The 26,200-nt window shown below is 50.0% G+C and carries 26 protein-coding genes; 13 read left to right on the top strand and 13 right to left on the bottom strand.

Annotation, left to right across the window (positions count from 1 at the left end):
• Positions 1 to 4: 4 nt before the first annotated feature.
• The 8 genes from P159_RS0111055 (at position 5) to P159_RS0111025 (ending at position 5,836) form a co-directional block, all read left to right on the top strand.
• The gene (locus P159_RS0111055; protein WP_221174092.1) at positions 5 to 424 is read left to right on the top strand and encodes a biotin/lipoyl-containing protein; all 420 of its coding nucleotides are present in this window, start codon (positions 5 to 7) and stop codon (positions 422 to 424) included.
• Between the two features lie 6 nt (positions 425 to 430).
• Positions 431 to 1,537, top strand: coding sequence for a biotin carboxylase N-terminal domain-containing protein (locus P159_RS0111050; protein ID WP_051650315.1), 1,107 nt, complete (start codon positions 431 to 433; stop codon positions 1,535 to 1,537).
• On the top strand, positions 1,509 to 1,775 hold the full coding sequence (locus P159_RS19490) for a hypothetical protein (protein ID WP_051650314.1): 267 nt from the start codon (positions 1,509 to 1,511) through the stop codon (positions 1,773 to 1,775). The genes P159_RS0111050 and P159_RS19490 overlap by 29 nt, the downstream gene beginning before the upstream one ends.
• A complete protein-coding gene (locus P159_RS21350) occupies positions 1,759 to 1,845 on the top strand; it encodes a hypothetical protein (protein ID WP_349254362.1) in 87 nt (28 codons plus the stop codon). Before P159_RS19490 ends, P159_RS21350 begins: the two co-directional genes overlap by 17 nt.
• Positions 1,846 to 1,965: 120 nt before the next feature.
• Entirely contained in the window at positions 1,966 to 3,366 is a 1,401-nt protein-coding gene (locus tag P159_RS0111040) for a sodium:solute symporter family protein (RefSeq protein WP_029544048.1), read from the top strand.
• A 215-nt stretch (positions 3,367 to 3,581) separates the two neighbouring features.
• On the top strand, positions 3,582 to 4,064 hold the full coding sequence (locus P159_RS0111035; protein WP_029544046.1) for a hypothetical protein: 483 nt from the start codon (positions 3,582 to 3,584) through the stop codon (positions 4,062 to 4,064).
• Positions 4,065 to 4,125: 61 nt separating this feature from the next.
• Positions 4,126 to 4,707: a peptidoglycan recognition family protein gene (locus P159_RS0111030; protein ID WP_029544044.1), complete on the top strand. Its 582-nt coding sequence runs from the start codon at positions 4,126 to 4,128 to the stop codon at positions 4,705 to 4,707.
• A gap of 145 nt (positions 4,708 to 4,852) precedes the next feature.
• Positions 4,853 to 5,836: a YeiH family protein gene (locus P159_RS0111025; RefSeq protein WP_029544042.1), complete on the top strand. Its 984-nt coding sequence runs from the start codon at positions 4,853 to 4,855 to the stop codon at positions 5,834 to 5,836.
• 54 nt (positions 5,837 to 5,890) lie between these two features.
• Here P159_RS0111025 and P159_RS0111020 read toward each other — a convergent pair whose 3' ends face one another.
• Positions 5,891 to 6,490: a class I SAM-dependent methyltransferase gene (locus tag P159_RS0111020; protein ID WP_029544040.1), complete on the bottom strand. Its 600-nt coding sequence runs from the start codon at positions 6,488 to 6,490 to the stop codon at positions 5,891 to 5,893.
• Positions 6,491 to 7,146: 656 nt separating this feature from the next.
• Here P159_RS0111020 and P159_RS0111005 point away from each other — a divergent pair.
• The 4 genes from P159_RS0111005 to hisIE all read left to right on the top strand — a co-directional run bounded on the left by P159_RS0111005 (position 7,147) and on the right by hisIE (position 11,438).
• Positions 7,147 to 8,091, top strand: coding sequence for an alpha/beta hydrolase (locus tag P159_RS0111005; protein WP_051650313.1), 945 nt, complete (start codon positions 7,147 to 7,149; stop codon positions 8,089 to 8,091).
• Between the two features lie 333 nt (positions 8,092 to 8,424).
• Positions 8,425 to 9,918, top strand: coding sequence for a glycerol kinase GlpK (gene glpK / locus P159_RS0111000; RefSeq protein WP_029544035.1), 1,494 nt, complete (start codon positions 8,425 to 8,427; stop codon positions 9,916 to 9,918).
• A 36-nt stretch (positions 9,919 to 9,954) separates the two neighbouring features.
• Positions 9,955 to 10,725, top strand: coding sequence for an imidazole glycerol phosphate synthase subunit HisF (gene hisF / locus P159_RS0110995; protein ID WP_029544033.1), 771 nt, complete (start codon positions 9,955 to 9,957; stop codon positions 10,723 to 10,725).
• Entirely contained in the window at positions 10,722 to 11,438 is a 717-nt protein-coding gene (hisIE, locus tag P159_RS0110990; protein WP_029544031.1) for a bifunctional phosphoribosyl-AMP cyclohydrolase/phosphoribosyl-ATP diphosphatase HisIE, read from the top strand. The genes hisF and hisIE overlap by 4 nt, the downstream gene beginning before the upstream one ends.
• Before the next feature lie 84 nt (positions 11,439 to 11,522).
• On the opposite strand, the gene P159_RS0110985 is transcribed toward hisIE, so the two are convergent.
• From P159_RS0110985 to P159_RS0110970, 4 genes are all read right to left on the bottom strand, one after another.
• A complete protein-coding gene (locus P159_RS0110985) occupies positions 11,523 to 12,575 on the bottom strand; it encodes a tyrosine-type recombinase/integrase (protein ID WP_080705978.1) in 1,053 nt (350 codons plus the stop codon).
• A 167-nt stretch (positions 12,576 to 12,742) separates the two neighbouring features.
• Positions 12,743 to 13,987 carry a methionine gamma-lyase family protein gene (locus P159_RS0110980; RefSeq protein WP_029544027.1) on the bottom strand — a complete coding sequence of 415 codons (1,245 nt, stop codon included), beginning with the start codon at positions 13,985 to 13,987 and terminating at the stop codon, positions 12,743 to 12,745.
• A 21-nt stretch (positions 13,988 to 14,008) separates the two neighbouring features.
• Positions 14,009 to 15,010, bottom strand: coding sequence for a nucleoid-associated protein (locus tag P159_RS0110975; RefSeq protein ID WP_029544025.1), 1,002 nt, complete (start codon positions 15,008 to 15,010; stop codon positions 14,009 to 14,011).
• Positions 15,011 to 15,015: 5 nt separating this feature from the next.
• The gene (locus tag P159_RS0110970) at positions 15,016 to 15,717 is read right to left on the bottom strand and encodes a hypothetical protein (protein ID WP_029544023.1); all 702 of its coding nucleotides are present in this window, start codon (positions 15,715 to 15,717) and stop codon (positions 15,016 to 15,018) included.
• 225 nt (positions 15,718 to 15,942) lie between these two features.
• On the opposite strand from P159_RS0110970, the gene P159_RS0110965 reads away from it, so the two are divergent.
• Positions 15,943 to 17,961, top strand: a complete 2,019-nt coding sequence (locus P159_RS0110965) for an alpha amylase C-terminal domain-containing protein (RefSeq protein ID WP_029544021.1) — start codon at positions 15,943 to 15,945, stop codon at positions 17,959 to 17,961.
• 78 nt (positions 17,962 to 18,039) lie between these two features.
• Here P159_RS0110965 and recO read toward each other — a convergent pair whose 3' ends face one another.
• The 8 genes from recO to P159_RS0110925 all read right to left on the bottom strand — a co-directional run bounded on the left by recO (position 18,040) and on the right by P159_RS0110925 (position 26,003).
• Positions 18,040 to 18,771 (bottom strand): DNA repair protein RecO, encoded by a 732-nt coding sequence (recO, locus tag P159_RS0110960; RefSeq protein ID WP_318253568.1) that lies wholly within the window; start codon positions 18,769 to 18,771, stop codon positions 18,040 to 18,042.
• Positions 18,749 to 19,369: a DUF502 domain-containing protein gene (locus P159_RS0110955; protein WP_051650312.1), complete on the bottom strand. Its 621-nt coding sequence runs from the start codon at positions 19,367 to 19,369 to the stop codon at positions 18,749 to 18,751. Before P159_RS0110955 ends, recO begins: the two co-directional genes overlap by 23 nt.
• Entirely contained in the window at positions 19,362 to 20,279 is a 918-nt protein-coding gene (gene era, locus P159_RS0110950; RefSeq protein ID WP_029544016.1) for a GTPase Era, read from the bottom strand. The genes P159_RS0110955 and era overlap by 8 nt, the downstream gene beginning before the upstream one ends.
• 35 nt (positions 20,280 to 20,314) lie before the next feature.
• Complete coding sequence (gene ybeY, locus P159_RS0110945; RefSeq protein WP_029544014.1) at positions 20,315 to 20,779, bottom strand: rRNA maturation RNase YbeY; 465 nt, start codon at positions 20,777 to 20,779, stop codon at positions 20,315 to 20,317.
• On the bottom strand, positions 20,780 to 21,781 hold the full coding sequence (locus P159_RS0110940) for a PhoH family protein (protein WP_029544012.1): 1,002 nt from the start codon (positions 21,779 to 21,781) through the stop codon (positions 20,780 to 20,782).
• Positions 21,782 to 21,942: 161 nt separating this feature from the next.
• Positions 21,943 to 22,569 carry a transcriptional repressor LexA gene (gene lexA, locus P159_RS0110935; RefSeq protein ID WP_029544010.1) on the bottom strand — a complete coding sequence of 209 codons (627 nt, stop codon included), beginning with the start codon at positions 22,567 to 22,569 and terminating at the stop codon, positions 21,943 to 21,945.
• Positions 22,570 to 22,787: 218 nt separating this feature from the next.
• The gene (gene fusA / locus P159_RS0110930; RefSeq protein WP_029544008.1) at positions 22,788 to 24,860 is read right to left on the bottom strand and encodes an elongation factor G; all 2,073 of its coding nucleotides are present in this window, start codon (positions 24,858 to 24,860) and stop codon (positions 22,788 to 22,790) included.
• Positions 24,861 to 25,058: 198 nt separating this feature from the next.
• Complete coding sequence (locus P159_RS0110925) at positions 25,059 to 26,003, bottom strand: hypothetical protein (protein WP_029544007.1); 945 nt, start codon at positions 26,001 to 26,003, stop codon at positions 25,059 to 25,061.
• Between the last annotated feature and the right edge of the window lie 197 nt (positions 26,004 to 26,200).

Here is a 26,200-nt window from a genome sequence, read left to right as displayed (position 1 = left end):
GGGAATGGCAATGATCAGCATTGAGGAAATAAAAGATTTGATGAAGACTCTGGATGCTTCCAGCTTGCAAAGATTGGAAATCAAAAATGGCGATTGCAGTCTGACCATCGAAAAAGGGAATAGAGGCAAGGCAATGGTGGCTGCACCGTCTGCTCAGAGAGGGAAGCAGGAAATTCGCAGCGGGGCCATGGTAGAAATAAAAGCGCCCATGGTGGGAACTTTCTATGCAGCTGCAGACCCGGAAGCTGAGCCCTTTGTGGAAGTTGGCAGTGCAGTAAATCCCGACACGGTGGTTTGCGTTCTTGAAGCTATGAAACTCTTTACGGAGGTTACGGCAGATTGTGGCGGGGAAATTGCAGAGATATTGGTCAAAAATGGAGATTTTGTGGAGTATGGACAGCCACTTTTCAGGGTTAAGGTGTGAGGCATAATGATTAAAAAGCTGTTGATAGCGAATCGGGGGGAGATTGCCTGCCGAGCAATCAGGGCTTGCCGTGAGCTGGGTATAATTTCCGCTGTAGTTTGCTCTGATATCGATTTGGATGGGTTGGCCGCGCAGCTGGCTGATGAACGCTATTGCATAGGCAGTGCACAAGCTAAGAAATCTTATTTGGATATTGCCAGCATTATAGCGACAGCAAAGGCTGCAGAAGCTGATGCAATCTACCCAGGCTATGGCTTTTTGGCTGAAAATGCGGAATTTGCCGAGGCCTGTCTGAATGAGGGACTGATTTTTGTAGGACCAAGCCCTGAGGCCATCAGGGATATGGGGGACAAGGCCGTGGCCAGGCAGACTATGAAAAAGGCTGGAGTGCCCATCATACCGGGGACGGAAGACGTAATTGAAGATATCGGGCAGGCGTCAGAAGCGGCGCAGGCAATCGGTTATCCTGTGCTAATCAAGGCCTCGGCAGGAGGTGGCGGCAAGGGCATGCGGGTGGTTGACAGACCTGAGGATTTGGAACGTGAAATCCGTCAGGCTATGCAGGAAGCAGAGCGTTCCTTTGGCAATTCAGGCGTTTATCTGGAAAAATATCTGACAAGCGCCCGGCATGTTGAAATACAGATTATGGCTGACCAATATGGCGAGGTGGTACATTTAGGAGAAAGAGATTGCAGCACCCAAAGGCGGCACCAGAAATTGTTGGAGGAGTCACCTTCTCCTGTGGTGGATGAGAATTTGCGGCAACAGATGGGAAAAGCGGCAGTACTGGCAGCCAAAGCCGTAAACTATGCTGGGGCAGATACAGTGGAATTCATAGTTGATCGGGAAAAGAATTTCTATTTTATGGAGATGAATACCCGTATACAGGTGGAGCATCCTGTTACTGAGGCGGTTACGGATACAGACTTGGTCAAAGCACAACTGCTGGTGGCAGGAGGGAGTCATCTGCCTTGGAAGCAGCAGGACATAAGGGTTACCATCAGAAGTCAGGCATCAGATAAGGGCGGGCAGGATTACTGGCCAGACCTCCGGCATGTGCAAGGGATATGCACAGGCGAATCTGGTGACTCTGCCCAAGGATATTGCCTATGATTTCCTGCTTTTTGCTCAAAGAAACCCCAGGCCTTGCCCCTTGCTGGAAGTCAGCGATACGGGGGAAAGGCTCCTCAAGTATATAGCCAGGGAGGCGGACATAGCTACAGATATTCCCAAGTACAGAATTTACGAGCAGGGTGAATTGAAGGGGGAGTACGAAAATGTAGTTGAGAGTACCTGTGTTTTGGCCCTGCGGCGTGACACCTCAGAATATCATCATGAATTCCCGGCCTGATTTCGTGATTACCCATGCACCAGGTCATATGCTGATTACAGACACGAAAAATATAAATTTGAAATTTTAAGGTGAAATAGTTAGAATGAGCACTAGATTATGCCATGCAATAGCGTCAGCTGATAGCGATTGCTGGGCAGCTCTTCAATGATATTGGTGGTTTGCTTTTTGGGGAAGGAAGCGCATAGTATTGGAATTCTCGATTGGTCACCTGGCTATAATGGCTATGACCATTTGTCTGGTTCTTGGTGGCGGTTTGTATGCAGCCAGGTCGGTGCATTCATCTGAAGGCTTCAGCCTGGGAGGCCGCTCGGCAGGTGTTCCCATGATAGCTGGGAGCATTGCTGGTACCTGTGTGGGAGGCGGTGCCACTATCGGCACGGCGCAGCTGGCCGGTTCTGTAGGTCTGTCGGCTGTATGGTTTACTATAGGTGTGGGCTTGTCCTTGCTGTTTATGGGACTCATCTATGCCCGTCCTCTGCGCTATACGGGGTTGGAGACAATATCCCAGTATATTGTTGGCAATTATGGGAAAGGGGCAGGCAGGATTACCAGTTGCGCCACTTCCTTTGGCATACTGTTCAGCGCAGTATCCAGCATCCTCCCTGGGATTGGCTTGCTGGCTGCCTTGACGGGACTTTCACCCGTGATATCGGCGGGGTTGCTATTGCTGTTGGTAATCCTGTACGCTTTTTTCGGTGGAATGAAGACGGCCTCTATAGGTGGGATCCTGAAGATGCTGGTACTCTTTGTGACACTTTTTGCGCTGGGATTTGCGGCCTGGCAGGGGCTGGCGACCTCACCAGAACTGCTGGGAGAGAAACCTGAAGGCTTTCTCAGCATTTGGGGCACCAGCACAAGCGCTATTCTGACCAATGTGGCTTCAGTATTGGTGGGCATGATCTGCACCCAGACATATATTCAGGCAATTTTCTCAGCGGCCACACCCAGAACTGCAGCTGTAGGGCTTATTTTGGCAGCAATGGTTGCCATACCCATAGGGCTGCCCTGTGCCATGATGGGCATATATATGCAGTCTGCACATCCTGAACTTCCAGCCATGCTGGCACTGCCAGCATATCTGCTGCAATATGCCTCGCCATTGATGGGCGGAATGGCCTTGGGAGGCATTGTTCTGGGGGTTATAGGGTCCATTGCGGGTCTTAGCCTGGGTGTGGGCACTATGGTTGCCAGAGATATGCTGGAACCTATGTTGAAGGTGCGGACGGAAGCTGGAAAACTCATGCTTATGAGGCTGTCTGTGGTGGGAGCCATTGCTATAGCTATGGCTATTGCGCTGTCAAATCAGGGGTCGCAGATTTTGTTTTGGAATTACCTGTCCATGTCCCTTAGAGGATGCGGCGTATTTATTCCTCTGACACTGGCTATATTCAGGCCCAAGGCTTTGGATTCCAAGTGGGCAATGGCTTCCATGATACTGTCCATATGCTCCGCTGCAGCAGCTGGTCTGATTCACACGGCCGTGTCTCCCGTATTTGTCGGCTTGGGGGTAAGTCTGGCCGTGGTTCTGCTGGGAATAGTGTGGAAGCGGGTGATGAGACGATGCATTGCGTCACAAGTTCACGCGTGAATTCGCTGGTGATAGTTCTACTGGCAAAAATCATACACATTCAAAAAGGGCTGCCCGCAGCCCTTTTTGAATGTGCAAAGAACGGTTCACATTATGTTCAGACACCAGTGGAAATTAAGGTAATTCTAGACTAGAGTGTTTTTGGGGTAACACATTGGAATGTGGTATACTTTATGGTATACAGACAAATAGAAAAACTAGAATGGGTAGGAAACATGGACATAATTGATTTTGCTAAGGCTCGGGAGGCACGTCTGGCCAAGGCGGCCAAGGAAAAGGCTGGACCATACGCACGGTATAAAGCTATGGTGGAGGCGCTGGACAGAGAAGATCTGACGGCTATGGAGTACATCGCTCAGAACCATGCCTTGCAAATGGCATATAAGATTGTGGAGCACAGCCCTTACTGGGGTGATAAGCCAGGAGATTCTTCCTTGCAGGTCTGGTCAGCACTGGAAGCTGTGGTGCCTGTGATTGGAGATTTGATTATCGCCAACAGCTATGTGGATGGGGCTGTGCGTCTGGCAGGGCATAAATTTATGGCCAATGAGGTGGGGCTGTGGGCAGCCCGGCGGATGATATTGGACTATCTGCTGATCCTGATTGATGACAACAGCCGTCCTGATGACTGGCTGGATATCCGTGATAAGCAGCCGCTGCAAAACGTCTTTGCGCATTTGGGGTACAAACTGGAATAAAGGAGTGTGGAAGGTATTTTAAATCAGAATGGATTTTCGGTTTAAGCAGGAGGCTGGGGACATGGACAGGCGAGAGTTTCTGAGGCAGAGTGCTGTCTGCCTTCTGGGGTTGATGATAGGTGAGTGGAAGCTGTCGGAAGTTGAGGCGGCCTATACGGAGCCTATGATATACAAGAGGTTCTTTGATTTTACGGAGTATAAAGACCGCAAGGCCACGGAGTTCATAGTGATACATCACACGGGCTTTCCGGGAGTGGATAAGGACTCTACTGCTGCAGCTATACACAAGTACCATCAGGAGCACAACGGCTGGGCTGGGATAGGGTATCACTATCTGATCCGCAAAGACGGCATGATTGAGCAGGGCAGACAGCCCGTGAAGGTTGGTGCTCATGCCCAGGACAACAATGAGACCTCTATCGGCGTATGCCTGGCAGGGAATTTCGAGATTGGCAAGCCTACTGAGCAACAGATGGCAGCGGTAAAGGAATTGTGCTATTGGTTGTGCCGGAAGTATGGGCTGGATTCCAGGAAGAAGGGAGTCATCGTGGGGCATCGGGATCTCAACGACACCGCGTGTCCTGGCAAGAATCTCTATAAGAGGCTGGGAGAGATAAGGCGGTTTGCTTACGACAGAGCGTGAGATGGAGGTCAGTCATGTTAGACAAGCGTATATATGATATATATGCAAACACCTATGATAACAATCTGATAATAGTATTTTACATATTACAATCTAAATGCTAAGATAACCCTTGTCAATGAAGATATTGCAAGGGGGATCCTTTATGAAGAAAGAACATCTCCAGGGCATTTTCTTTGCCCTGGTCTTTGCGGTGCCGGCCTGGCTGTTGGGGCAGGAGTTTCCCATTGTAGGCGGGCCGGTATTTGGCATTTTGCTGGGCATGATCTTTGCGGGGCTGCGCCGTCCTCAGGCGGTGGAAGCGGGCATTGCCTTTACGGGGAAGAAAATCCTCCAGTACGCTATTATCCTGCTGGGCTTTGAAATGAATCTGTTCCATGTGCTGGAGGTGGGCTCCCAGTCCCTGTCTGTGATGATTTTCACCCTGCTCACCGCCTTTGCCGTGGCCCTCTCCGTGGGAAAGCTGCTGAAGCTGGAGCGAAGCACTACCACCCTCATCGGCGCAGGTACAGCTATCTGCGGCGGTTCGGCCATTGCGGCAGTGGCGCCTGTTATCGGGGCCAAGGACAAGGACATTGCCTTTTCCATTTCCACCATCTTCCTGTTCAATGTGCTGGCAGTATTCATCTTCCCCTTTTTGGGGCATCTGATGAATATGTCGGACTTCGGCTTCGGCATGTGGGCCGGTACGGCGGTGAATGATACTTCTTCTGTTGTAGCGGCAGGCTATTCCTACAGCGAGGAGGCAGGCGGCTTTGCCACCATCGTTAAGCTGACCCGCGCCCTGATGATTGTGCCCGTATGCCTTATCTTTGCCTTGCTCATGGCTAGGGAAAAGGCAGGCCAGGGACAGGGGTTCAAGTTGGGGAAGATTTTCCCCTGGTTCATTCTCTGGTTCGTGGCAGCTTCCATCGTGAATACCACAGGGGTACTGCCCGCAGAGTTTGCCCATGCCTTGGGCAGCCTGGGCAAGTTTGCCATCGTGCTGGCCATGTGCGCCATCGGCCTCAATACCCGGCTGATGGAACTCGTGCGCCACGGTCTGGCCCCTATCGCCCTGGGCTTTTGCTGCTGGGTGGCAGTGGCTTGCATGTCGTTGTTGGTACAGTATGTGACGGGGATATTGTAAACTGCATAAAGATGCCAAGGTCCGGGGCGCTGCTCCGGGCTTCCTTTTTTCGTGTCAGTATCCTGTTGTTTGGTAGATCAGAAGTTTCTCCCTGGGGTCAGCTTCGCTGCCGAAGCGGCAGTCAATGGCGTCCACCAAGGTTATACGGGGAAGTGTGGCAAGGTACTCCAGATAGAACTCTGATGGATAATAGAAAAAGAGCAGGATTTCTCTGGGGTGCTCTGAACAGGAAATAAGCAGGTTAGCCATTACCCTGCGCAGAATATCTACTGAGAAAGGGTTGAAGAAGAAAGCACGGTCTGCCCTTGGCGGTACGGTGAAATCTGCGGCATCTGCCTGGACGAAGGTCACAAGATGCCCCCGGGGAGCATTTTCCTGATTAAGTTTGGCCCTCTCAAGCAGCCGGGGGTTGTACTCTATGCCAATGGAATGGCATTTGGTCTGGCTGGAGAGGAAGAAACTTACCCGGCCTTTGCCACAGCCGTAGTCCAGAAGAGTATTTTTCTTGCCTATCAGGCCAGTGCTGGCAACCTGCTCCAGGACACGGTAGTCAGTGGGTTCATAGGGGAAGCGGGTCAAGTCGGATATGCTGTCATCACGGCCTGTGGTCTTGATGCCCAGCAGGTTGTCCCACTCCTGCTCATAGTCGGTCATAGATGGTGCTCCTTTTTCTTGTCTTGAAAACATTATACATCAGGAGGGTGGTTGCGGTGAAGATTGTACTCCCTCAATATTCTTTTGAAGGGCAGGAGAATCAGAGCTTTACACGAATCCTTGCAAAAGGATAGCTAGAACACCTATTTGATGTTGCTCAAGAAGACTTGAGAGAAAGGAGATGCAACATGGGGGATATGCAAAAAACAGGAGAACGCCGACCATGAGTCATAAATTTCACTATCTCCTGGCTCTGCTCTTAGGGCTTGCTACCCCTGGCTTTATGGGGGCGGGGACTACGGCATTTCTTGAAGAGGTGTATAGCAAGGAACATATGGGGCACGGCACTCCTGTGGAGTTTATCATAGTATTCCTGTTTATTGGGATTTTGTGCTTGGGGTTGTTCTTGATTCTTGACCTTGTCAGCGCAATCATAATTCTGCCAAAGGATGGCAGACGGAAGCGTCATTTCCTGCTGGCTATGCTGCTATATGTTTCCGTTGTACTTATGGGTTGGATAGTAATTTGCGTTTTGTAAGACAGTGTAAAAAAGGTATATGGTAGATACTACGTACTAAGATGTTTAGGAATTTGACTGAATAACTCATAAAGGTGACCATCTGTTATCAATATATGTTGTTGAGGAAGTGAAGCAGTTGAAGAAGAAAAACATAGCTGCCTGCGCTTTACTGGGGAGCATTGTGGTGTGTCTGACAATTGCCTACTGGATTGGCGCATATTTCGTGGATTATGCCTTGAAGCGTGGCAATGACAATGACCCTATGGCGTTGCCCGCCGCCTGTGAGCGCATTCAGGATAAGGGGCGAACTATTCCGGCACAGCCCGCTATGCCAAGCGAAGACTGGGAAATTGCAGCTAATGATGGCAGGCATTTAGCAGGAACGCATTTCCTGCCAGAAAGATCAGGACACCACTGGGCCATACTGGTGCATGGCTACGGACGTGACCAGCGTTATGCCGGGGACTATGCGACGGAGTATCTGGCTCGAGGATTTCACGTGCTGACTCCTGATTTATGTGCCTCAGGCCAGAGTGAGGGACAGTTCATTACTATGGGAGTCAAGGAGAGTGAGGAAATTGCCCTCTGGACGCAGAAAGTCAGAAATTATGACCCGGATGCCAGGATTGTGCTGCATGGGGTCTCCATGGGAGCTGCTACGGTTTTGATGTCTGCAGCCAGGGAAGATATAATCGATGTTGCGGCAATCATAGAGGATTGTGGTTATACCAGTGCCTATGAGATGTTTTCTGATCAGCTTGGCGTGATATTTGGTCTGCCGCCGTTTCCTATCATGAGTTTTGTGGATGTGGTGAGTGGTATCAAAACGGGGGCCAGGCTGTCTGAGGCTGCTCCCATAACATCAATGAGCAGGATGAAGGTTCCAGTCCTTTTCATACACGGTGAGGAAGACCGGCTTGTTCCTCCCCGTATGATGGATGAGCTGTACGCTGTCTGCCCAACCATGAAGGAGAAATTGCTGATAGGTGGTGCAGGGCATGGCTATGCCATGCAACAGGATAAGGAAAAGTATTGGGACACTATCTTTGGATTCCTGGATGGAGTGGTGGGAGAAAAGTGAAGAAAATGCTGGCAGTTCATTTCTTCATCATTTGCCAAGGTAAGGCAAAGCCTGGCAGTTTCGATTTTTTCCATCATCGTGTCTCCCCTCATAAAAATAAGACGGGGCAGTCTGCTCCGTCTTATCCTTGGTAGTTGCTGTTTGACCCTTGTTATCGGCAGAGTTATAGCACTATTTCTTTGCTTTTGTCAACTGAGTGGTATCTGGAGCATGTGCAAGCAGAAGAAGATTTCTTACCCTTATGTAGCGAAATAAATCAATTTGCGTTATAATATGATGAGTTGTATGTATTCGTCAATCTGTAAACAACCGCCAGCTGAGAGGAAGAATCTGATGCAGAAAAACTACATTTTAGCACTTGATTCAGGCACGGTGAAGAATAGGGCAACCATCTTCGACCAGCAGGGAGAGATGGTGTCCTATGCAGAAAAAAAGATCAGTGTAACTGCCCCTTGTGCTGACTGGGTGGAACAGGATGCTGATGAAATATGGAGTACCCAGCTTTGGACGGCACGTGAAGCTATCCGTCTGGCCAGTATCAGTCATCAGGAGATTGCTGCGGTAGCCATTACCAACCAGCGGGAAACTACGGTAGTCTGGAACCGCTATACCGGGCGCCCCGTTTATTCCGCCATCAGCTGGCAGTCCTGTCAGACGGCACAGATCTGCGAGCAGCTGCGGCAGGAGGGGTTGCAGGAGGAGATACGTCAAAAGACCTCCCTCATCATCAATCCATATTTTTCCGGCACCAAAATACGCTGGATACTGGACAATGTTGCGGGAGCCAGGGATTTGGCGGAAAAGGGTGATTTGGTCTTTGGCACCGTTGATACCTGGCTGATGTGGAAATTGAGTGGCGGCGCCATTTTTGCCACAGACTATTCCAATGCCTCCCGCAGCATGCTATTCCATCTGAAACATTTGCAGTGGGATGAAGAGCTTTTGGAGCATTTTCACATACCCAAATGCATGATGCCGGAGGTACATCCTTCCAGCTATGTCTACGGAATGACAGATCCTGCCTGCTTGGGCTCTGCCATTCCCATTGCTGCCTGCATCGGCAACCAGCAGGCAGACCTTTTCGGCCAGGCTTGCTTTGACAAGGGCCAGGCCAAGAATTCCTACGGCGAGGGATCTTTCTTCCTGATGAATGCCGGCCATAAATTCAATCACTCCCAGAATGGATTGATTACTACCATTGCCTGGGGCATTGGCGATGAGGTGACCTATGCTCTGGAAGGCAGCATCTTTGTTTCTGGAGCCACTTTGGAATGGCTCCACAGGGGACTGGGCATACTTTCTTCCATGTCAGACTCTGAGTGGATTGCCAAACAGGTGCCGGACACGGACAATGTTTACTTCGTGCCTGCCTTCAGGGGGCTCTCAGCTCCCTATTGGGATATGCGTACCACAGGCATGATCATCGGCCTCAAGGAGCGCACTGAAAAGGCCCATATCATTAGGGCCGCGCTTTGTGCTTTGGCCTATCAGGTCAGGGATGTGTACGAGGCTGTCTGTTCAGACATAGATGTGGAAATCCAGGACTTGCGGGTGGACGGCGGAGCCAGCCAGAACAATTTCCTATTGCAGTTCCAGGCGGATATGCTGGGCATACCCATCATCAGGCCCTATATCACGGAAACTACTTCCCTTGGGGCGGCTTATCTGGCAGGCCTTGCCACCAAAGTCTGGAAAGATGTAGACGCCCTGCGCGACCTGTGGCATGAGGGAGTTCGCTTTACCCCTCAGATGGATGAAGAACACCGCCGCGCCCTGTATGATGGCTGGCAGAACGCCGTGGACAAGGTGCTGGGCTGGCCGGATTGAGTCACCAACGATGTTGAAGAAGGAGTGGCAGCATAGATGCAGAAATCTACTTACACCAAACGCATTATCCCCTGTCTGGATGTGAAGGACGGCAGGGTAGTGAAAGGCACTAACTTCGTGGGTTTGCGGGATGCAGGCGACCCTGTGGAACTGGCAGCCAAATACGATGAAGAAGGCGCCGATGAGCTGGTTTTTTTGGATATTACTGCTTCCAGTGACAAGCGCAATACCATGGTGCAGGTGGCCAGCGACTGTGCCTCCCAGGTGTTCATTCCCTTTACCGTAGGGGGGGGCATACGTACTACAGAGGATATGCGGGCTTTGCTGAAAGCCGGAGCGGATAAGATTTCCCTGAACACCGCCGCCATCAAGAGACCAGAGCTTATCAGCGAAGGGGCGGAGCGATTCGGACGGCAGTGCATTGTCCTGGCGGTTGATGCCCGCAGGAATGGCGAAAACAGCTGGGAGGTATATATCAACGGCGGCAGGACGCCTACAGGCCTTGACTGCCTGGAATGGGTCAGGAAAGCCGTAGGACTGGGGGCGGGAGAAATCCTCCTCACCAGCATGGATGCAGACGGCACCAAGGCTGGCTACGATATTCCCCTGACGCGGGCTGTCTCCGAAGCTGTGCAGGTGCCGGTAATCGCTTCCGGCGGAGCAGGGGAATTGTCCCATTTCTACGATGTGTTGACAGAAGGCAAGGCTGATGCGGTGCTGGCTGCTTCTGTGTTCCATTATGGCCAGTTCAGCATCAGGCAGGTCAAAGAATATCTGAGGTCCAGAGGAGTGGAGGTAAGATTATGATAGATGCAGCAAATGTTGATGTTTCCATGGTTAAATTTGACGAGAAAGGCCTGGTGCCTGCAGTAGTGCAGGAAGAAAACGGCCAGGTGCTGATGCTTGCCTACATGAATGAAGAGTCATTGAAGAAAACTCTTGAGACAGGCTATGCCCACTACTTCAGCCGCAGCCGCCAGTCCCTGTGGAAAAAAGGAGAAACTTCCGGCAACGTGCAGAAAGTAAAGGAAATTTCCTACGACTGTGACGGCGATACACTGCTCCTGCGCGTGCACCAGACTGGTGTTGCCTGCCATACGGGTACTTATTCCTGCTTCAGCGGCAGGAAACTGATGGGAACTGAGGAAAAGGGCATTGCTGTAGTTCCGCAAGAACCCCAAGTTGCCCTGGCCAAGGTACTGAATGACCTTTATGATGTTATCCAGGATCGCCGTTTGAATCCTGTGGAGGGTTCCTACACTAACTACCTGTTTGAAAAAGGGCAGGACAAGATTCTCAAGAAGGTAGGCGAAGAAGCAGTTGAAACTGTCATCGCCTCCAAGAACCAGGCCAAAGATGAAATCGTCTACGAAATGGGAGACCTTTGGTACCACTGCCTGGTGCTGCTGGCCTATCACAACATCACCCCGGAGGAGCTTTTCAACGAACTCATGAAGCGCCGCAAGGGTGGCAGCTATCATAAATTTACCGGCAAGACTGGTATCCGTCCTGATATGTAATTATAGTAAAACCCGTGGGCATTTCTCCAGGAAATTACTCACGGGTTTTTTGACTGCCAGGGAAATATATGGATTCGGAAGATTTTATTGCTCGTTGTCTCCACGCAAGGCCAGTCCTGAGGTTACTCTGTTATTCAGCTGCTGATTCACATGGGCATAACGGGCGGTGATTTTTGGGTCTCTATGGCGCAAAGTATCCTGGACTACGCGGAGGTCTTTTGTTTGCTGGTAGAGATTGGTGCCACAGCTGTGACGGAAGATATGGCAGGTCTGGCCGGGCTGCTTGAGGCCGGTTATCTTCAGGGCTTTGTTCATGATATAGCGCAGGCCATTGCGGGAAATGCGGCCCAAATCGTTGTTGTTGGAGTCTGATAAAATAAGGGGGGTGAGGGAGCCCTCCTTTTTGATTGGCTTATCCGAAGGAATGGCATCTATGTAGGCTTTGAGTATATCGAAAGTCTCAGAGCAGGGATAAATGGGGTCCAGACGCCCGGCAGCACCCTTGCCCCGAATCATGATGATCTTGATGTCCCAGCGGATATCCTCGCGGCATAGCCTGTGTACCTCGATATTGCGCAGACCTTCAACGCCCATCAGATAAAGTATCAGGATATTGCGGTTGCGGATGAACGGATCGGGTTCCTGGTCGAAAAACTCGCAGATTTCCCGCATCTGATCCTGACTATAGAAATTCAGCAGATTGTGGGAAGTAGTGCTGGCTACGCTGACATCCTGGCAGGGATTATTATTGATGAGGCCAAGTTGCTGGGCGGCAGAGAAAAAAGCCCTGATTGACATGAAAACTGTGTGATTGGTGCCAGGCTGGTAATTTTCGGCAATGAGGTATTCCCGGAAAAGACGCATCTGGTAGTCCGTGACGGATACAGGATGCAGGCCATTATCCAGGCACCAGCCGATGAAATGGTCAATCCAGGAACAATAAGTTTTCAGTGTGTTGCTGCTGGGATTGCCATTGGCTATGTAGCGTGGCAGGAATTCATGGTAATGAGCGGCAAAATAATCCGGGGTAATGGTTTGGCTGATGGAAATCTGCGCCAGGGGGTTGTCGTTGACAAAGGAAACTGCGGAAAAATCATCTTCAGAAATGTGGTTGACATTGTCATACACTTTTTTCATGTAAAAATCCTCGCTGGAAAATATGCCAAATGTTCTGTTCTGACGTTCAACTGTGTTGTACGGGAATACAACACAGTTGAATTTTGAGGAAAAAACAGGCCAAATTTGGCCTGTCCTATCTGCTGTATTTATTTTAGTATTTTTAGCAAGCCTTGGCAAGACCTTTCTCAGCTCTGCAGATCCTCGATAGCCTGCGCTGCCCCCATGATGCCTATGACTGCATGTTCAAAGGTCAAGCCACCCTGCAGGTAAACATTGTAAGGTGCCCTGAGGGGCCCATCCGCACTGAACTCAATGGAAGCACCCTGCACGAAGGTTCCTGCAGCCATGATTACCTGATCAGCATAACCCGGCATGTCCCAGGGCTCCGGTTTGGCAAAGGAATCCACCGGCGAATACTTCTGGATGCCCCCGCAGAAAGCAATCAGCTTCTCTGCTGAACCCAGCTCAATGGCCTGGATGATATCCCCGCGCACCTCATTGCCCAAGGGCAGCGTCTTGTAGCCCAGCTTCTCAAACATGCCCGCAGCAAAGATTGCCCCTTTGATGGCCTGGGAAACCACATGAGGCGCCAGAAACAGCCCCTGGAACAGCAGTCTGTTATTAGCCAGGCTGGCTCCCAGCTCATCACCCATGCCAGGCGCAGTCAGGCGGTAAGAGGCCAGCTCCACCAGTTTGTCCCTGCCTGCGATATAACCACCAGTTGGCGCAATGCCGCCACCGGGATTCTTGATCAGGGAGCCTGCCATGATATCGGCCCCCACCTGTGTCGGCTCAAGGACATCTACGAATTCCCCATAACAATTATCCACAAAGCAGATGCAATCCGGATTGATGCGATGAACCTCTGCAGTGATTTTCCTGATATTCTCAATGGACAGAGGATTTCTCATGCTGTAGCCACGGGAACGCTGAATCAGGGCTAATTTTGTATCCCGGCTGACAATGTGGTTGATTTTATCAACCACAACTTTTCCCTCTTCCATGGGCAGTTCCTTGTACTGGATGCCAAATTCCTTCAAAGAACCTGGCGACGGATTATCGTAACCAATGACAGTCTGCATGGTATCGTAAGGTTTTCCGGTCAATGATACCAGTTCATCGCCAGGCCGCAGGATGCCAAAGAGCACCGTGGCCAAAGCGTGGGTGCCAGACACGAACTGGGTACGCACCAGAGCTCGTTCTGCTCCAAAAATCTTAGCATAAAGTTCCTCAAGCTTGCCTCTGCCAATATCGTCATAGGCGTAGCCTGAAGTGGTATTGAAATGACTATCCGATACCTTGCACTCACGCATAGCGTCAAGCACCTTCAAAGTATTGGTTTCGGCTATCTCCTCAACTTTCTTGAACAGCGGCGCAGATTCCTGCAGAACTTCTTTTTTCAACGACAACAGCTTATCTGAAAATGCCAAAAGAACTACTTCCTTTCATTTTTAATTACGGCTTACAATATTAGAAATATGTTTCAAGGTTATTGACAAAGTACCGTCTTCATTATTATTGAATTCCACATATTCAATATTGTCCATATAGTCTGTGGGAATGGTTAATTCTATGCCTGTGTCAGTCTTTAATTTATGCTTGCACATCTTTTTCAAAGTGCTTTCCTGATCCATTTTTACCGGTTTTTCAAAACCTTGTTCCTGAATTGCTGCCTCAAAATCAGCCTGCATAGATGGATTATCTTTGAATACTTCCTTGCCCACAGCCTGCAGATCTAATTCATCTGCACTTTGCATAGTTTCGGCTACACAATTCTTGACGGCAGCAGACAAAGAAGCTTCATTCTGCCCGTATGCTTCTGCAACTTTTTTTACTGTTTTATTGAGACTTTTGATTGCCTCCTTAGGCGAAGGGTCCAATGAACATTCCAGCATGATTTCCGGGAAAACAAAAATGCGATTGCCATCAATTGTATAACGTTTTGGGCTGACTGAAACTGTCATATTTTCTGCATCAATAAAGGCAAATTCATCCATTTTCTGGGTTAGATTTGGCATGATGGCATAATGATTGATAATCTCATTCTTGATGCCATTTTCCGTCTGATTCACTTGATGGATATAGCCAATATGACTGTCGCATTTGAAGATGACGATTTGGCGGCGGTCATCTATGCGTACATCTGCCATAATGAGGTCGGCTGAAGTCATCTCTTCAGCATGGCAGAAAGCTTCTTCAAAGGTACGGCCTACATCCTTGCTGAAGGAAATGAAATCTGTCTCTCCCATCATATATGAGTTCAATTTATCTTTGAAGGAGCTGTCCTCATAAAATTCGCCAGGCTTAGCCTCCTGACTATTCCAGGATTTTTCGATATGTTTTAAAAGAAATGTTTCGATACTGTCTTTTATGGAAAGTTCTTCATCTGAATAAACCGTCATGCCAGAATTCAAATCCATGATATGCAGCACAGCTTTATCTATGATAATCATGCCTCTTACCTTCCTTTTGATGCAGCTTCTTTCAAAGCTCTCTGTCTTATTTCCTGCAAGCGCGGCACCATGTAAATACGCAATTTCTCCGCTAGTTCTTCAAGAGAGGACGAATCAAAATCATAATTCACATCTGGTATATCCCAAATGCGGGCTTCGCCAAAAAATTCGTTGCGGTAGATATTGTAGTAGATGGTAAAATCGCTTTCGATAGTAAAATCTACATAATTTATCAGTACATAAGAACCGTTGTTTATTTTCTCTGGTATCTGTGGACGAATGAAAAGATTGAAACCTTCACAGCTTTCCGGCAGAGAACAAGTATCTCCCCATTCTCTTATGCCCATTTTCATTACTATGCTGCTGAGGCTGTCAGGATTGTAAGTCTCCATATCCTTCAGAAGGTCATCGAATTGCATACGCAAAAGTCTTTCAAAATCTTTCAGTTTGGCTGTGATGAATTCTATGCGACAGAACTCAATCAATCCTATATATACGCGTACCTTATATTCATGAGTCTCTTCATGATAGTAGATGACGGCTTTTTTGTGCAGCTGAGGATGAACATAGCTGTAGAGGTCATACATGCTCTCAACGATGCGTTGTTCCCGGCATAGCTGGAACCCGTGGATTATCTCAGGCAGTTCCTTGAGATATTCCCAATCCTTTATTTCAGCTTCTATCTTGGCTTTTGTTTCCTCCTGCATACCATCTTCACCTCAACACCTGATACAGCCTCTGGAAATAATACGGTACCTGCCATTATAACGCCATTGTTTGCCATTTGTCTACAGGACATGGTCTACAAATTTAAAACAAGCATTTCCGAAGAATTTATGCTATAATAAGATTGTAAAAATTTTGCAAGGGATATATTTTCATTGAGATGGGAGGATTGAGTCGTTGCAGGATGGACTGTGGCGACGAATTTTATGGCAAGAAACAAAGACTTGGGTATTATCGTGCATGATGAGTGGCTGCGGCCTTATGAGCATGCTATCCGTGGACGTCATGATCATGCCCTCTGGAAAATCAGTCAGCTGACTCAGAATGGCAAGCGTTCCCTGTCGGATTTTGCTACGGGCCATCTATACTATGGCCTGCATAAGCAGGGTCGTGGCTGGGTATTCCGTGAGTGGGCTCCAAACGCTCTTTCCATTTACTTGGTGGGTGACTTCAACAACTGGCAGGAAAATGAGGATTACAAACTCAAGCATATTCCCGGTACAGGGGATTGGGAACTGGTCATTCCCGCCGGGAAGCTAAAACACGGTGATCTTTACAAGATGAAGGTTCACTGGCGTGGTGGCGAAGGCGAGCGCATTCCTGCCTGGGCACAGCGCGTGGTGCAGGATGAGGAGACGAAGATTTTCTCTGCTCAGGTTTGGAATCCTCGCAAAAAGTTCACCTGGCACGATGAGAAGTTCAAGGCGGATACGGCTCCCCTTCTCATCTATGAATGCCATGTTGGCATGGGACAGGATGCAGAAAAGGTTGGCTCTTACAAGGAATTCAAGGATAATGTCCTGCCCCGCGTAAAGAAGGACGGCTACAACTGCGTGCAGATTATGGCTATCCAGGAGCACCCCTACTACGGCAGCTTCGGCTATCATGTCAGCTCCTTCTTTGCCCCCAGCAGCCGTTTCGGCACGCCTGAGGAGCTGAAGGACCTGATTGACACTGCTCACAGCATGGGTCTGGCAGTTATTATGGATATCGTCCACAGCCATGCCGTGAAAAACGAGGTGGAGGGCTTGGGCAACCTTTGTGGCGACCCCAACCAGTTCTTCTATCCCGGTGACCGTCACGAGCATCCTGCCTGGGACAGCCTTTGCTTCGACTACGGCAAGGACGATGTGCTTCATTTCCTCCTTTCCAACTGCAAGTATTGGTTGGAAGAATTCCATTTCGATGGCTTCCGCTTTGACGGCATAACCTCTATGCTCTACTACAGCCACGGTCTGGGTGAAGCCTTCATGAGCTATGGAGATTATTTCAACGGTCATCAGGATGATAATGCCATCTGCTACCTGACTTTGGCAAACAAGCTCATCCATGAAGTGAAGCCCGGTGCCATCACCATAGCTGAAGACGTCAGCGGCATGCCCGGCCTGGCTGCCAAGTTTGAAGATGGCGGCTATGGCTTCGATTACCGTTTGGCTATGAATGTGCCTGATTACTGGATCAAGACCATCAAGGAACAGAAAGATGAGGACTGGAAGCCTTCCAGCATTTTCTGGGAAGTGACCAACCGCCGTCAGGATGAAAAGACTGTTTCTTATGCAGAAAGCCATGACCAGGCACTGGTGGGAGACAAGACCATCATTTTCCGGCTCATCGATGCTGATATGTACTGGCACTTCAGCAAGCAGGACCGCAACGGTGTAGTAGATCGCGGCATTGCTCTTCACAAGATGATCCGTTTGGTTACTGCTTCCACCATCAATGGCGGCTATCTGAACTTCATGGGCAACGAGTTTGGCCATCCCGAGTGGATTGACTTCCCCCGTGAAGGCAATGGCTGGAGCTACAAGTATGCCCGCCGTCAGTGGCATCTGGTAGACGATAAAGCTCTCTGCTACCATTATTTGGGAGATTTCGACCAGGCTATGCTCTCCTGCATCAAGACCGTAAAGAACTTCCAAAAGCAGCCTGTCATTGAAATCTGGCACAATGACGGCGACCAGGTACTGGCCTATATGCGTGGCGATCTGATTTTCGTCTTTAATTTCTCCCCCACCCGTTCCTTCCCGGATTACGGCTTCCTGGTGCCCAAAGGGAAGTACAAGGTCATGCTGAATACCGATGCAGTGGAATTCGGCGGCAACGGACTGGCTGACGACAGCGTAATCCACGCCACCAACTTTGACCCCCTGTATGAAAAAGACGGCAAGGAATGGCTGAAGATCTATATTCCTGCCCGTAGCGCCGTGGTACTGCGCAAGAAGTGAAATTAATATTGATTCAATAGAATGACCCCCGGGCGGATTGCAACAGCATCCAGCCCGGGGGCAGTCATTTTGTCGATATCAAAGCTGATTGATGAAATCCATGGCTTTCAGGCTATGTCCCAAAAGATTCTGCAGATGACTCAAAGTAATTTGCTCCGCCTGCATGATAAGGCTTCCCTGCAGCTTAAGCGAGCCGTTATCCTGCCAGTTCAAGTCACGCAAGGCGATAATTGTTTTGCGCAGCTTCTCAGGAAAGGGCATCAGTCCGTCAACTTTGCATTCATCGCATAGAATTCCGCCTTCTATGATACTAAAGGCGCCATCACCTTCCACATTTTTGCCGCAATGAAGACAGTGCTCATAGTGAAGCTGCAGCCCCGTAAATTCCATGATCTGCAGGATCGCAGCCAGAGCTGTAACCCTGGGATTGCGCTGCTCAAAGGCTTCCAATACTTCCAGCAGTGTAGCAAAAAGCTTCGGTTCAGGCACGCCTGCAGGCATGAATTCACGCATTACTTCCGCCACCAATGCCCCATAGGCCATGACGGACAAATCCTCGCTGAGCTTCTTGTAATGCCGCTTTAGCTGAATCTGCTTCACGGTATCAAGGCGCCGTCCCTCTGCCAGCTGCAGTTCCAAATAAGAAAACAGCTGCATGCCTGCTGCCAGCGGGCTCCTTGGACGACGACAGCCAAAGGCCGCCGCCTCTACCAGACCACGCTCCCTGGTAAAGAGGGTGACCATCTTGTCTGCCTCCCCCCAGTTCTTGGCGCCTACTACCACTGCCTCAGTCTGGTAAAGAGCCATCATGCACCTTCTTGGGCATAACTGCCCCTGCCGTCAGCATGTACTGCAAGGCTGACTCGCTGCTGATATCCAGATAGATGACATCCTTCTTGGGCACGAAGAGGTTGGTGCCGGAGGTCATATTAAGGCTCCAGGGCACAAACACGCAGACGTAATCCTCTCCCAGTTCCGCCTTCAAGGTCTGGGGCACATCAGCCATGATGAAGCCTAAGGCCTTGGACTGGTGAAAAGGCACCAGCACCACATGTTCGAACATGCTGTTGGACTCAAAGACCGCTGTGGAAAGATGCTTAACTGAGTTGTAAATGAACTTCACCACAGGAATCTTGCCCAACACCCACTCTCCATAGCCGATGAAGCGCTTGGTAAGCCAGTAAGAGGAAAGCCAGCCTGTCAAATAGACAAAGAGCACCAAGGTTATGATGCCCATGCCCGGAAAATAAAAGGGAAGATGCTTGCCCAACACACCCTCTGTGAAGTTCAAGGTTTCCAACACCACGAAGATGGTGATTGCCAAGGGCACCAGCAGTATCAGGCCATTTATGAAGCGGCGTGACACCAGCTTGGAAAGAGGTGTATGGCGCTCGTCATTTTCAGGCATTGTCCTTGCCTCCAAAACCGAAGTTATGGAGGACTCCCGTGCGGTTGCGCCAGTCCTTCTTGACCTTTACCCACAGGTCAAGGAAAACTCTGGAACCCAGCAGGGTTTCAATATCCGTGCGGGCAAGACCGCCAATCTCCTTGAGCATGGCACCCTTGGCACCGATGATAATCCCCTTCTGTGAGTCGCGCTCAACAAAGATAGTGGCGCGAATATAGACATCATCATTGGGGCGGGTAGTCATTTCATCAGTTTCTACCGCAATGGCATGAGGCACTTCGTCACGGGTGAGGTGCAGCACCTTCTCGCGGATAAGCTCAGCCACAATCAACCGCTCCGGCTGGTCCGTCACCATATCATCAGGATAGTACTGAGGTCCCTCAGGCAGATATTTCTTGGCTTCAGCCAGCAGGCCGTCCAGATTGGTTTCCTCTTTGGCGGAAATGGGAACCACACCTGCGAACTGGTATTTCTCCGTGTAGTAGGAAATAATAGGCAGCGCCTGCTCCTTTTCAATGAGGTCAAGCTTGTTCACCACCAGGATGACAGGCCTGTGAGTAGCCTGAAGCCTCTCCAGGATATAATACTCGCCAGGTCCCATTTTCTCAGTGGCATCCACCACAAAGAAGATAGCATCTACTTCTTTCAGCGTGCCTTCGGCAGACTTCACCATATACTCGCCCAGCTTATGCTTAGGCTTGTGAATGCCCGGCGTGTCCAAAAAGACAATCTGGGCATCCGGTTCCGTCAGGATGCAAAGAATGCGGTTGCGGGTAGTCTGGGGCTTATCGCTCATAATGGCTATTTTCTGGCCGATAAGGGTGTTTATCAGAGTGGACTTGCCCACATTGGGCCGTCCGATTACGGCAATAAAGCCGGATTTGTGCTGCTTGTTGGAAAGGTTATCCATTTTTCCTCCTCCATCTATTTGGTAAACGTTCTTGCTCATTCGCGGGGAATGCCCAGCTTCTCCATCACAAAGCGCTGTTCTGCCTCCATCTCTTCCCGTTCTTCATCTTCCATGTGGTCATAGCCCAAAAGATGAAGCATGCCATGCACTGTGAGGAAAGCCACTTCCCGCCGCAGGCTGTGCCCGTAATCCGCAGCCTGTTCCTCTGCCCTCTCTACGGAAATGATCAAATCTCCCAGCATATTGACCTCCGGGCCGTCCACCATCTCCGGCTCCTCACTCTCATTGAGGGCAAAAGAAAGCACATCTGTAGGCCGGTCAATGCCCCGGTACTCTTTGTTAAGGGTGTGGATATACGCATTATTGGTAAGAGTCACGCTGACTTCGCCATTCTCCACCCCATAAAGCTGGCCCACCATTTCTGCCGCCGCTCTGACATTGGCCTCTATTTCCTCTGGAAAGGTCAATTCTTCCGGGTAGTTGCTGATTATTACGTCCATTTATTTTTCCTGCTTTTCTAAAACTTTTTCACTGCTCTTTTTGCCTGCTTCGTAATTGCCGTAAGCCTCTACAATGCGGGCTACCACATCATGGCGTATCACATCCACCGGAGCCATGCGCACAATGCCAATGCCTTTCACTCCTGCCAGCACCTTGCTGGCTTCTCTGAGTCCGGAGCTTACGCCTCGTGACAAATCCACCTGGCTCAGATCCCCTGTCACTACCATGCGGGAACCAAAACCAAGGCGGGTAAGGAACATCTTCATCTGACTGGTGGTGGTGTTCTGAGCCTCATCCAAGATAACAAAGGCATCGGAAAGGGTGCGGCCACGCATATAAGCAAGCGGTGCTATTTCAATCGTCCCCCGCGCCATCAGCTTCTGATAGGCGTCCATGCCCAGTATGTCCTGGAGAGCATCGTAAAGGGGGCGAAGATAGGGATCCACCTTGTCCTGCAAGTCGCCTGGCAGGAACCCCAGCCTCTCCCCTGCTTCCACAGCCGGGCGGGTGAGGATAATGCGCTTGACTTCCTTATTGCGCAGGGCTGCCACTGCCATTACCACAGCCAGATATGTCTTGCCAGTTCCCGCAGGGCCAATTCCCAGCGTTACGGAGTTTTTCCTGATGGTCTCAAGGTACAGCCGCTGGCCTAAAGTCTTGGGTCTCACCTGTTTCCCGCGGGCTGTCACCAGAATGGTCTCTCCGAACATGGCATGCAGCTTTTCTGCTTCCCCACGACGCACCATCATGATACTGTAACTCACTTCATGGCTGGTGATAGCTGTGCCCTGACGATAAAGGTACTGAAGCTCCTCCATGACATGAGCAGCTCCATGCACTTCCACAGCCTCTCCCAGGATTTCCAGCCGGTCTCCCCGGCTGACCATCTGGCAGTCAAACTCCTCAGTCAGCATTTGCAAGAACTCATCCTGAGCCCCTAAGAGCGCATAAGCCTCTGACCTGTCCTGGAAGTATACTATTTTTTCTAAAGCCTGCTGCAAAAGAAATCCTCACCCGCTTTTCTATACAATTCTACAATATATAAGTAACATTTTACCGCAATGGAAGCATTTGTCAATCAAGCTGAACCTAACCATAGCCAAAAATACTGCGGCATACCAAACCAAAACAGGTTCAGCATGCCGCAGTAGAAAAAGCTGTCTCACATTTGCCGGTAAACACCAATGACCTTGCCCAAAATACGCACATCACGCTCATAAAAAGGTTCCATATCATCATTTTCCGGCTGAAGCTTTATGCAGTCAGACTCCAGAAAATACCTTTTGACAGTGGCACTTTCTCCATTTACCAGAGCCACTACAATATCGCCGTTGCAAGCGTCAGCCTGCTGACGGACAATGACAAAGTCATCCTCATAAATGCCAATGTTGATCATGCTGTCGCCATGCACCCTCAGCATGAAAACATCATCAGAATTGCGCACCATGCTTTTAGGAAGCTCAAAAACATCTTCCACATTCTGCTCGGCCAGGATAGGGACTCCGGCAGCTACGGTCCCTACCAGCGGCACGCGTACAAAATCATGCCGGGGCTTTTCTCCCAAAATATCCAATGCGCGCCGCTTATCCGGCTGACGCTCTATGAGGCCGCGCTCCTCCAGGCAGCGCAGGTATCCATGTACAGTAGAGGCAGACTTCAGCCCCACTGCTGCACCTATCTCCCGCACAGAAGGAGGATAACCATGCTCACGCTGGAATTTTTTCAGGTATTCATATATTTGTTCCTGCCTCTCAGCAGATGTTTTGTTCTTCTTTTGCACTTCAAACATCCTTTCGATATCTTGCGCACATATGTTCTCTTAGTATTTTATCACCTTTATTGACTTTTGTCCATCAGATAACGAGAAATACTTCCATCAACTGTCTTGTCAATGATGTCACGATGCAACTGAAAGATTAAAAGGAATTTTTACTGCCAAGCAAAAAATCGCAGGCCGCTAAATGACCTGCGATTCTGTTTGCTTATTCCAGTTTATCCGTTTTTCATTTATTCCTTTGCCGTCGACTCAGCAATGACTTTCTCGGCTGCTTTTTCCGGCATAGGTTCGTAATGGGAGAATTCCAGACTGTAAGAGCCGCGGCCCTGGGTCAGGGAACGGAGATCCGTAGCGAACTTGAAAAGCTCTGCCACGGGAATCCTGGCCTGGATCTCGCTCATGTCCTTGCCCTTGCTGTCTACCCCCATGATCTGTGCCCGCTTGGAATTCAGTTTGCCCATGACATCGCCCATGTAATATTCGGGTGCAGTCACGGTAATCTTGTCAATAGGCTCCAGCAGGATAGGACTTGCCTCCATAATGCCCTTCTTGATGGCCAGGGCTGCCGCGGTCTTGAAGGCCGCCTCGGAGGAATCCACGGCATGATAGGAGCCGTCATAGAGATTGACCTTCACATCCACCACGGGATAGCCTGCCAGTACGCCTCCTGCCAAAGTCTCCTCTGTCCCCTTTTCCACCGCGGGGATATACTGGCGGGGCACACTGCCGCCGAAAATGGTTTCCGTGAAGGCATTTCCCTCGCCGGCAGCCTGGGGGCTGATTTCCAGCCACACATCGCCATACTGGCCGTGGCCGCCGCTCTGTTTCTTGTGCTTGCCCTGTACCTTCACGCTCTTGCGGATGGTCTCGCGGTAAGCTACCCTGGGCTGGGTGAGCTTCAGCTGCACGCCGAACTTGCGCTCCAGCTTCTCTGCCAGGATTTCCAGATGCACTTCGCCAATGCCACGGAGCAGTGTCTCCCTGGTTTCCTTATTCTTGCAGACAATAAGGGTAGCATCTTCCTCCTGCTGCTTGGCCAGGGCGGAGAAGACCTTGTCCTCTTCACCCTTCTTGCCAGCAGATGCCGCCATTTCCAGCATGGCCTCAGGATAAGAGATAGCCTCATACTGGATGGGATCAGACTTGTCACAAAGAGTATCACCGGTCTTTACTTCCTGAAGCTTGGAAGTAACTACAATATCACCTGCTGCAGCCTGAGCCAGATTGAACTGCTGCTTGCCCTGCATGGTGAACAGGGTGCCAATGCGCTCAGACTCATCTTTATTCACATGATAGTAAGTGGCATCGCCCTTCATATCCCCGGACAGGATGCGGATAAAGCTCTGCCTGCCCACAAAGGGATCCACGATGGTCTTGAAGACCTGAGCAGAGAAGGGATCTTCTGTCTTGCGCTCCTTGATTTCCCCGTCTGCAGGGCTGGTGCCGATGGAAACCTTGAAATACGGCGTAGGCATATACTCCACAATGCCGTTCATGAGGTTCTTGACCCCCACATTCTGCTTGGCAGAGCCACAGAACACAGGGAAGATCTTCCCGGCCTGGATGCCTTCGATAAGGGCGGCAGCCACCTCTACTTCGGTGATTTCTGTGCCCTCTATGTATTTCTCCATGAGCTCATTGTTGAACTCAGCCACAGCCTCAATCAGCTGCTGGCGGGCTTCCTCGACCTCGCCCTTGATGTATTCCGGCAATTCTGCCACTATGTATTCATGGTCATTCCTGTTGGGCACGATCTTCATGTGCAGGGTCAAAAGGTCTGCCACGCCCTGGAAGGCCGCTTCCTTGCCGATGGGCACCTGCACAGGCACTACCCCGCTGCCAAAGCGCACCCGCAGTTCCTCCACCACGCTTGTGAAGTCGGCATGTTCCCTGTCCATCTTGTTCACGAAGAAGGCTCTGGGCAATTCGGCTTCCTCGGCATACTGCCAAAGTTTCTCCGTCTCCACCTCAATGCCGGAGGTGGCGGAAATAAGGATCAGGGCGCTGTCGGCTGCTGCCAGGGCCCCCTTCACATCGCCTACAAAATCCGGGTAACCCGGAGTCTCCAGGAAGTTCAGCTTGAACTCTCCCCATTCGCAGGCCACCAGCTTGGTGCTGATAGTCATGCCCCGCTTGCTTTCTTCAGGTTCATAGTCCAATGAGCTGGTGCCCTCCTCGACACTGCCCAGCCTCTTCACTGCCCCGGTATCAAAGAGACAGGCATCCAGCAAGCTGGTCTTGCCTGTCTTACCGTGGCCTACCACTGCAACATTCCTTATGTTCGTGCTCTTGTACATTTTCATCGAATCTTCCTCCTTCTAAAGCTCGATGTCCAGGTGTGATTCTCTGATATGTTTCATATTTTCCTTATTCTCTGAAAAATCCTGGATTCCTCCTGCTTCAAAAAGATTCGTAAAAAATTATGAAATAATAAGGCCCCTGCATGCCATAACCTGCAAACAGGGACCCTATCTAGAAATAAGTATGCGGTGAACTTATGCTTACTCAGTTTTTTGAGCAGCTGCTCCTTCCTTTATTTCTTTCAGCAAATCCAATTCTGCAGCTGTTTTTTTCACCTTGGCGGGTATTTCTACCTTTGCCTTATCCGTGGGATAGGTGGTATAGGAGTGAAGCTCTGCGTAATACCCCAAGGTTTCCCAAAACTCCCGTTCTCCGTCTGAAAGCACAGTCTTGCCATCTGCCGCCTCCTGCAGCACGACCTTGGCATAGGCTCGCATCAATCCCGTAAGGTTTACGCCAGCGGTTATTGTTTGCCAATTTTTCTTGTCAACTACCCAGGTGACTTCCTGATCTACAGACTCAAAAGCCCTGGTGAGACGCTCTACCTGCAGCTGCTGAGTAGCTTTTTCCTCAGGAGTCAGGTTCTTCGAGGTTTCCTGACAGTGCTTTGCTACCAGTGCGGCCAGCTTCCTGCCATCCAGAGTCAGCTTCATGCTACGCTGAGACTCAGTTTCCTTCACTAACTCCACAGATTTGACCAGCGCCATGTTCTCGGCTATTTCTGTTGGCGTGGTTTCCAGGGCATCTGATATTTCATCAGTGCCAGGCAGGGAAAGTTTGTTCCACTCCTCCCCCCACTGGACGTAGAAAGTTGATGCTTTAGAGTTGTGATCAAAGTAGAAAGGAATCTCAAAATTATTTATCTTGCCAGAATCCTGATCTGTAAATATCAATTTCAGATTGCCAGAAAGAAGCAGGGAGCCATTCTTTGCCAGTTGTCCCCGGCTGTCCAGATCCACATGGAACGCTGGCCCGAAGAGGGTCAGATCCTCATCAAAGACCCGGTAATCATCTGATACAGCCTGATATGCTTCTCTAAAGGCCGCCATACCATTCTGGGCTGGTTCTGCTGCCTGGACAGGACTTCCCGCCAGCAGCGTACCTCCCACAACAAAAGCTGCCAAGGCATTCTTCCACTTCTTCATGCTTGCGCCTCCTCGTATACCGCTCCCATGGGCTGAAGTCAGTATGTTCTCAACTCAAGGAGTAAACTTCTCCACTTTATTTAAAAACTCCTTCTACACATGATTGTAATTTCAGACAGATTTTCTTGCAGAAAAATTTCCACAATGGCGTTATAATATATTCAGGGTATCATATTAGATAATGGAAAGGTCGGAGG

This window comes from Selenomonas sp. AB3002 (assembly GCF_000702545.1).
Classification (GTDB): domain Bacteria; phylum Bacillota; class Negativicutes; order Selenomonadales; family Selenomonadaceae; genus Selenomonas_B; species Selenomonas_B ruminantium_A.
This window is presented reverse-complemented; position numbering and strand designations above follow the sequence as displayed.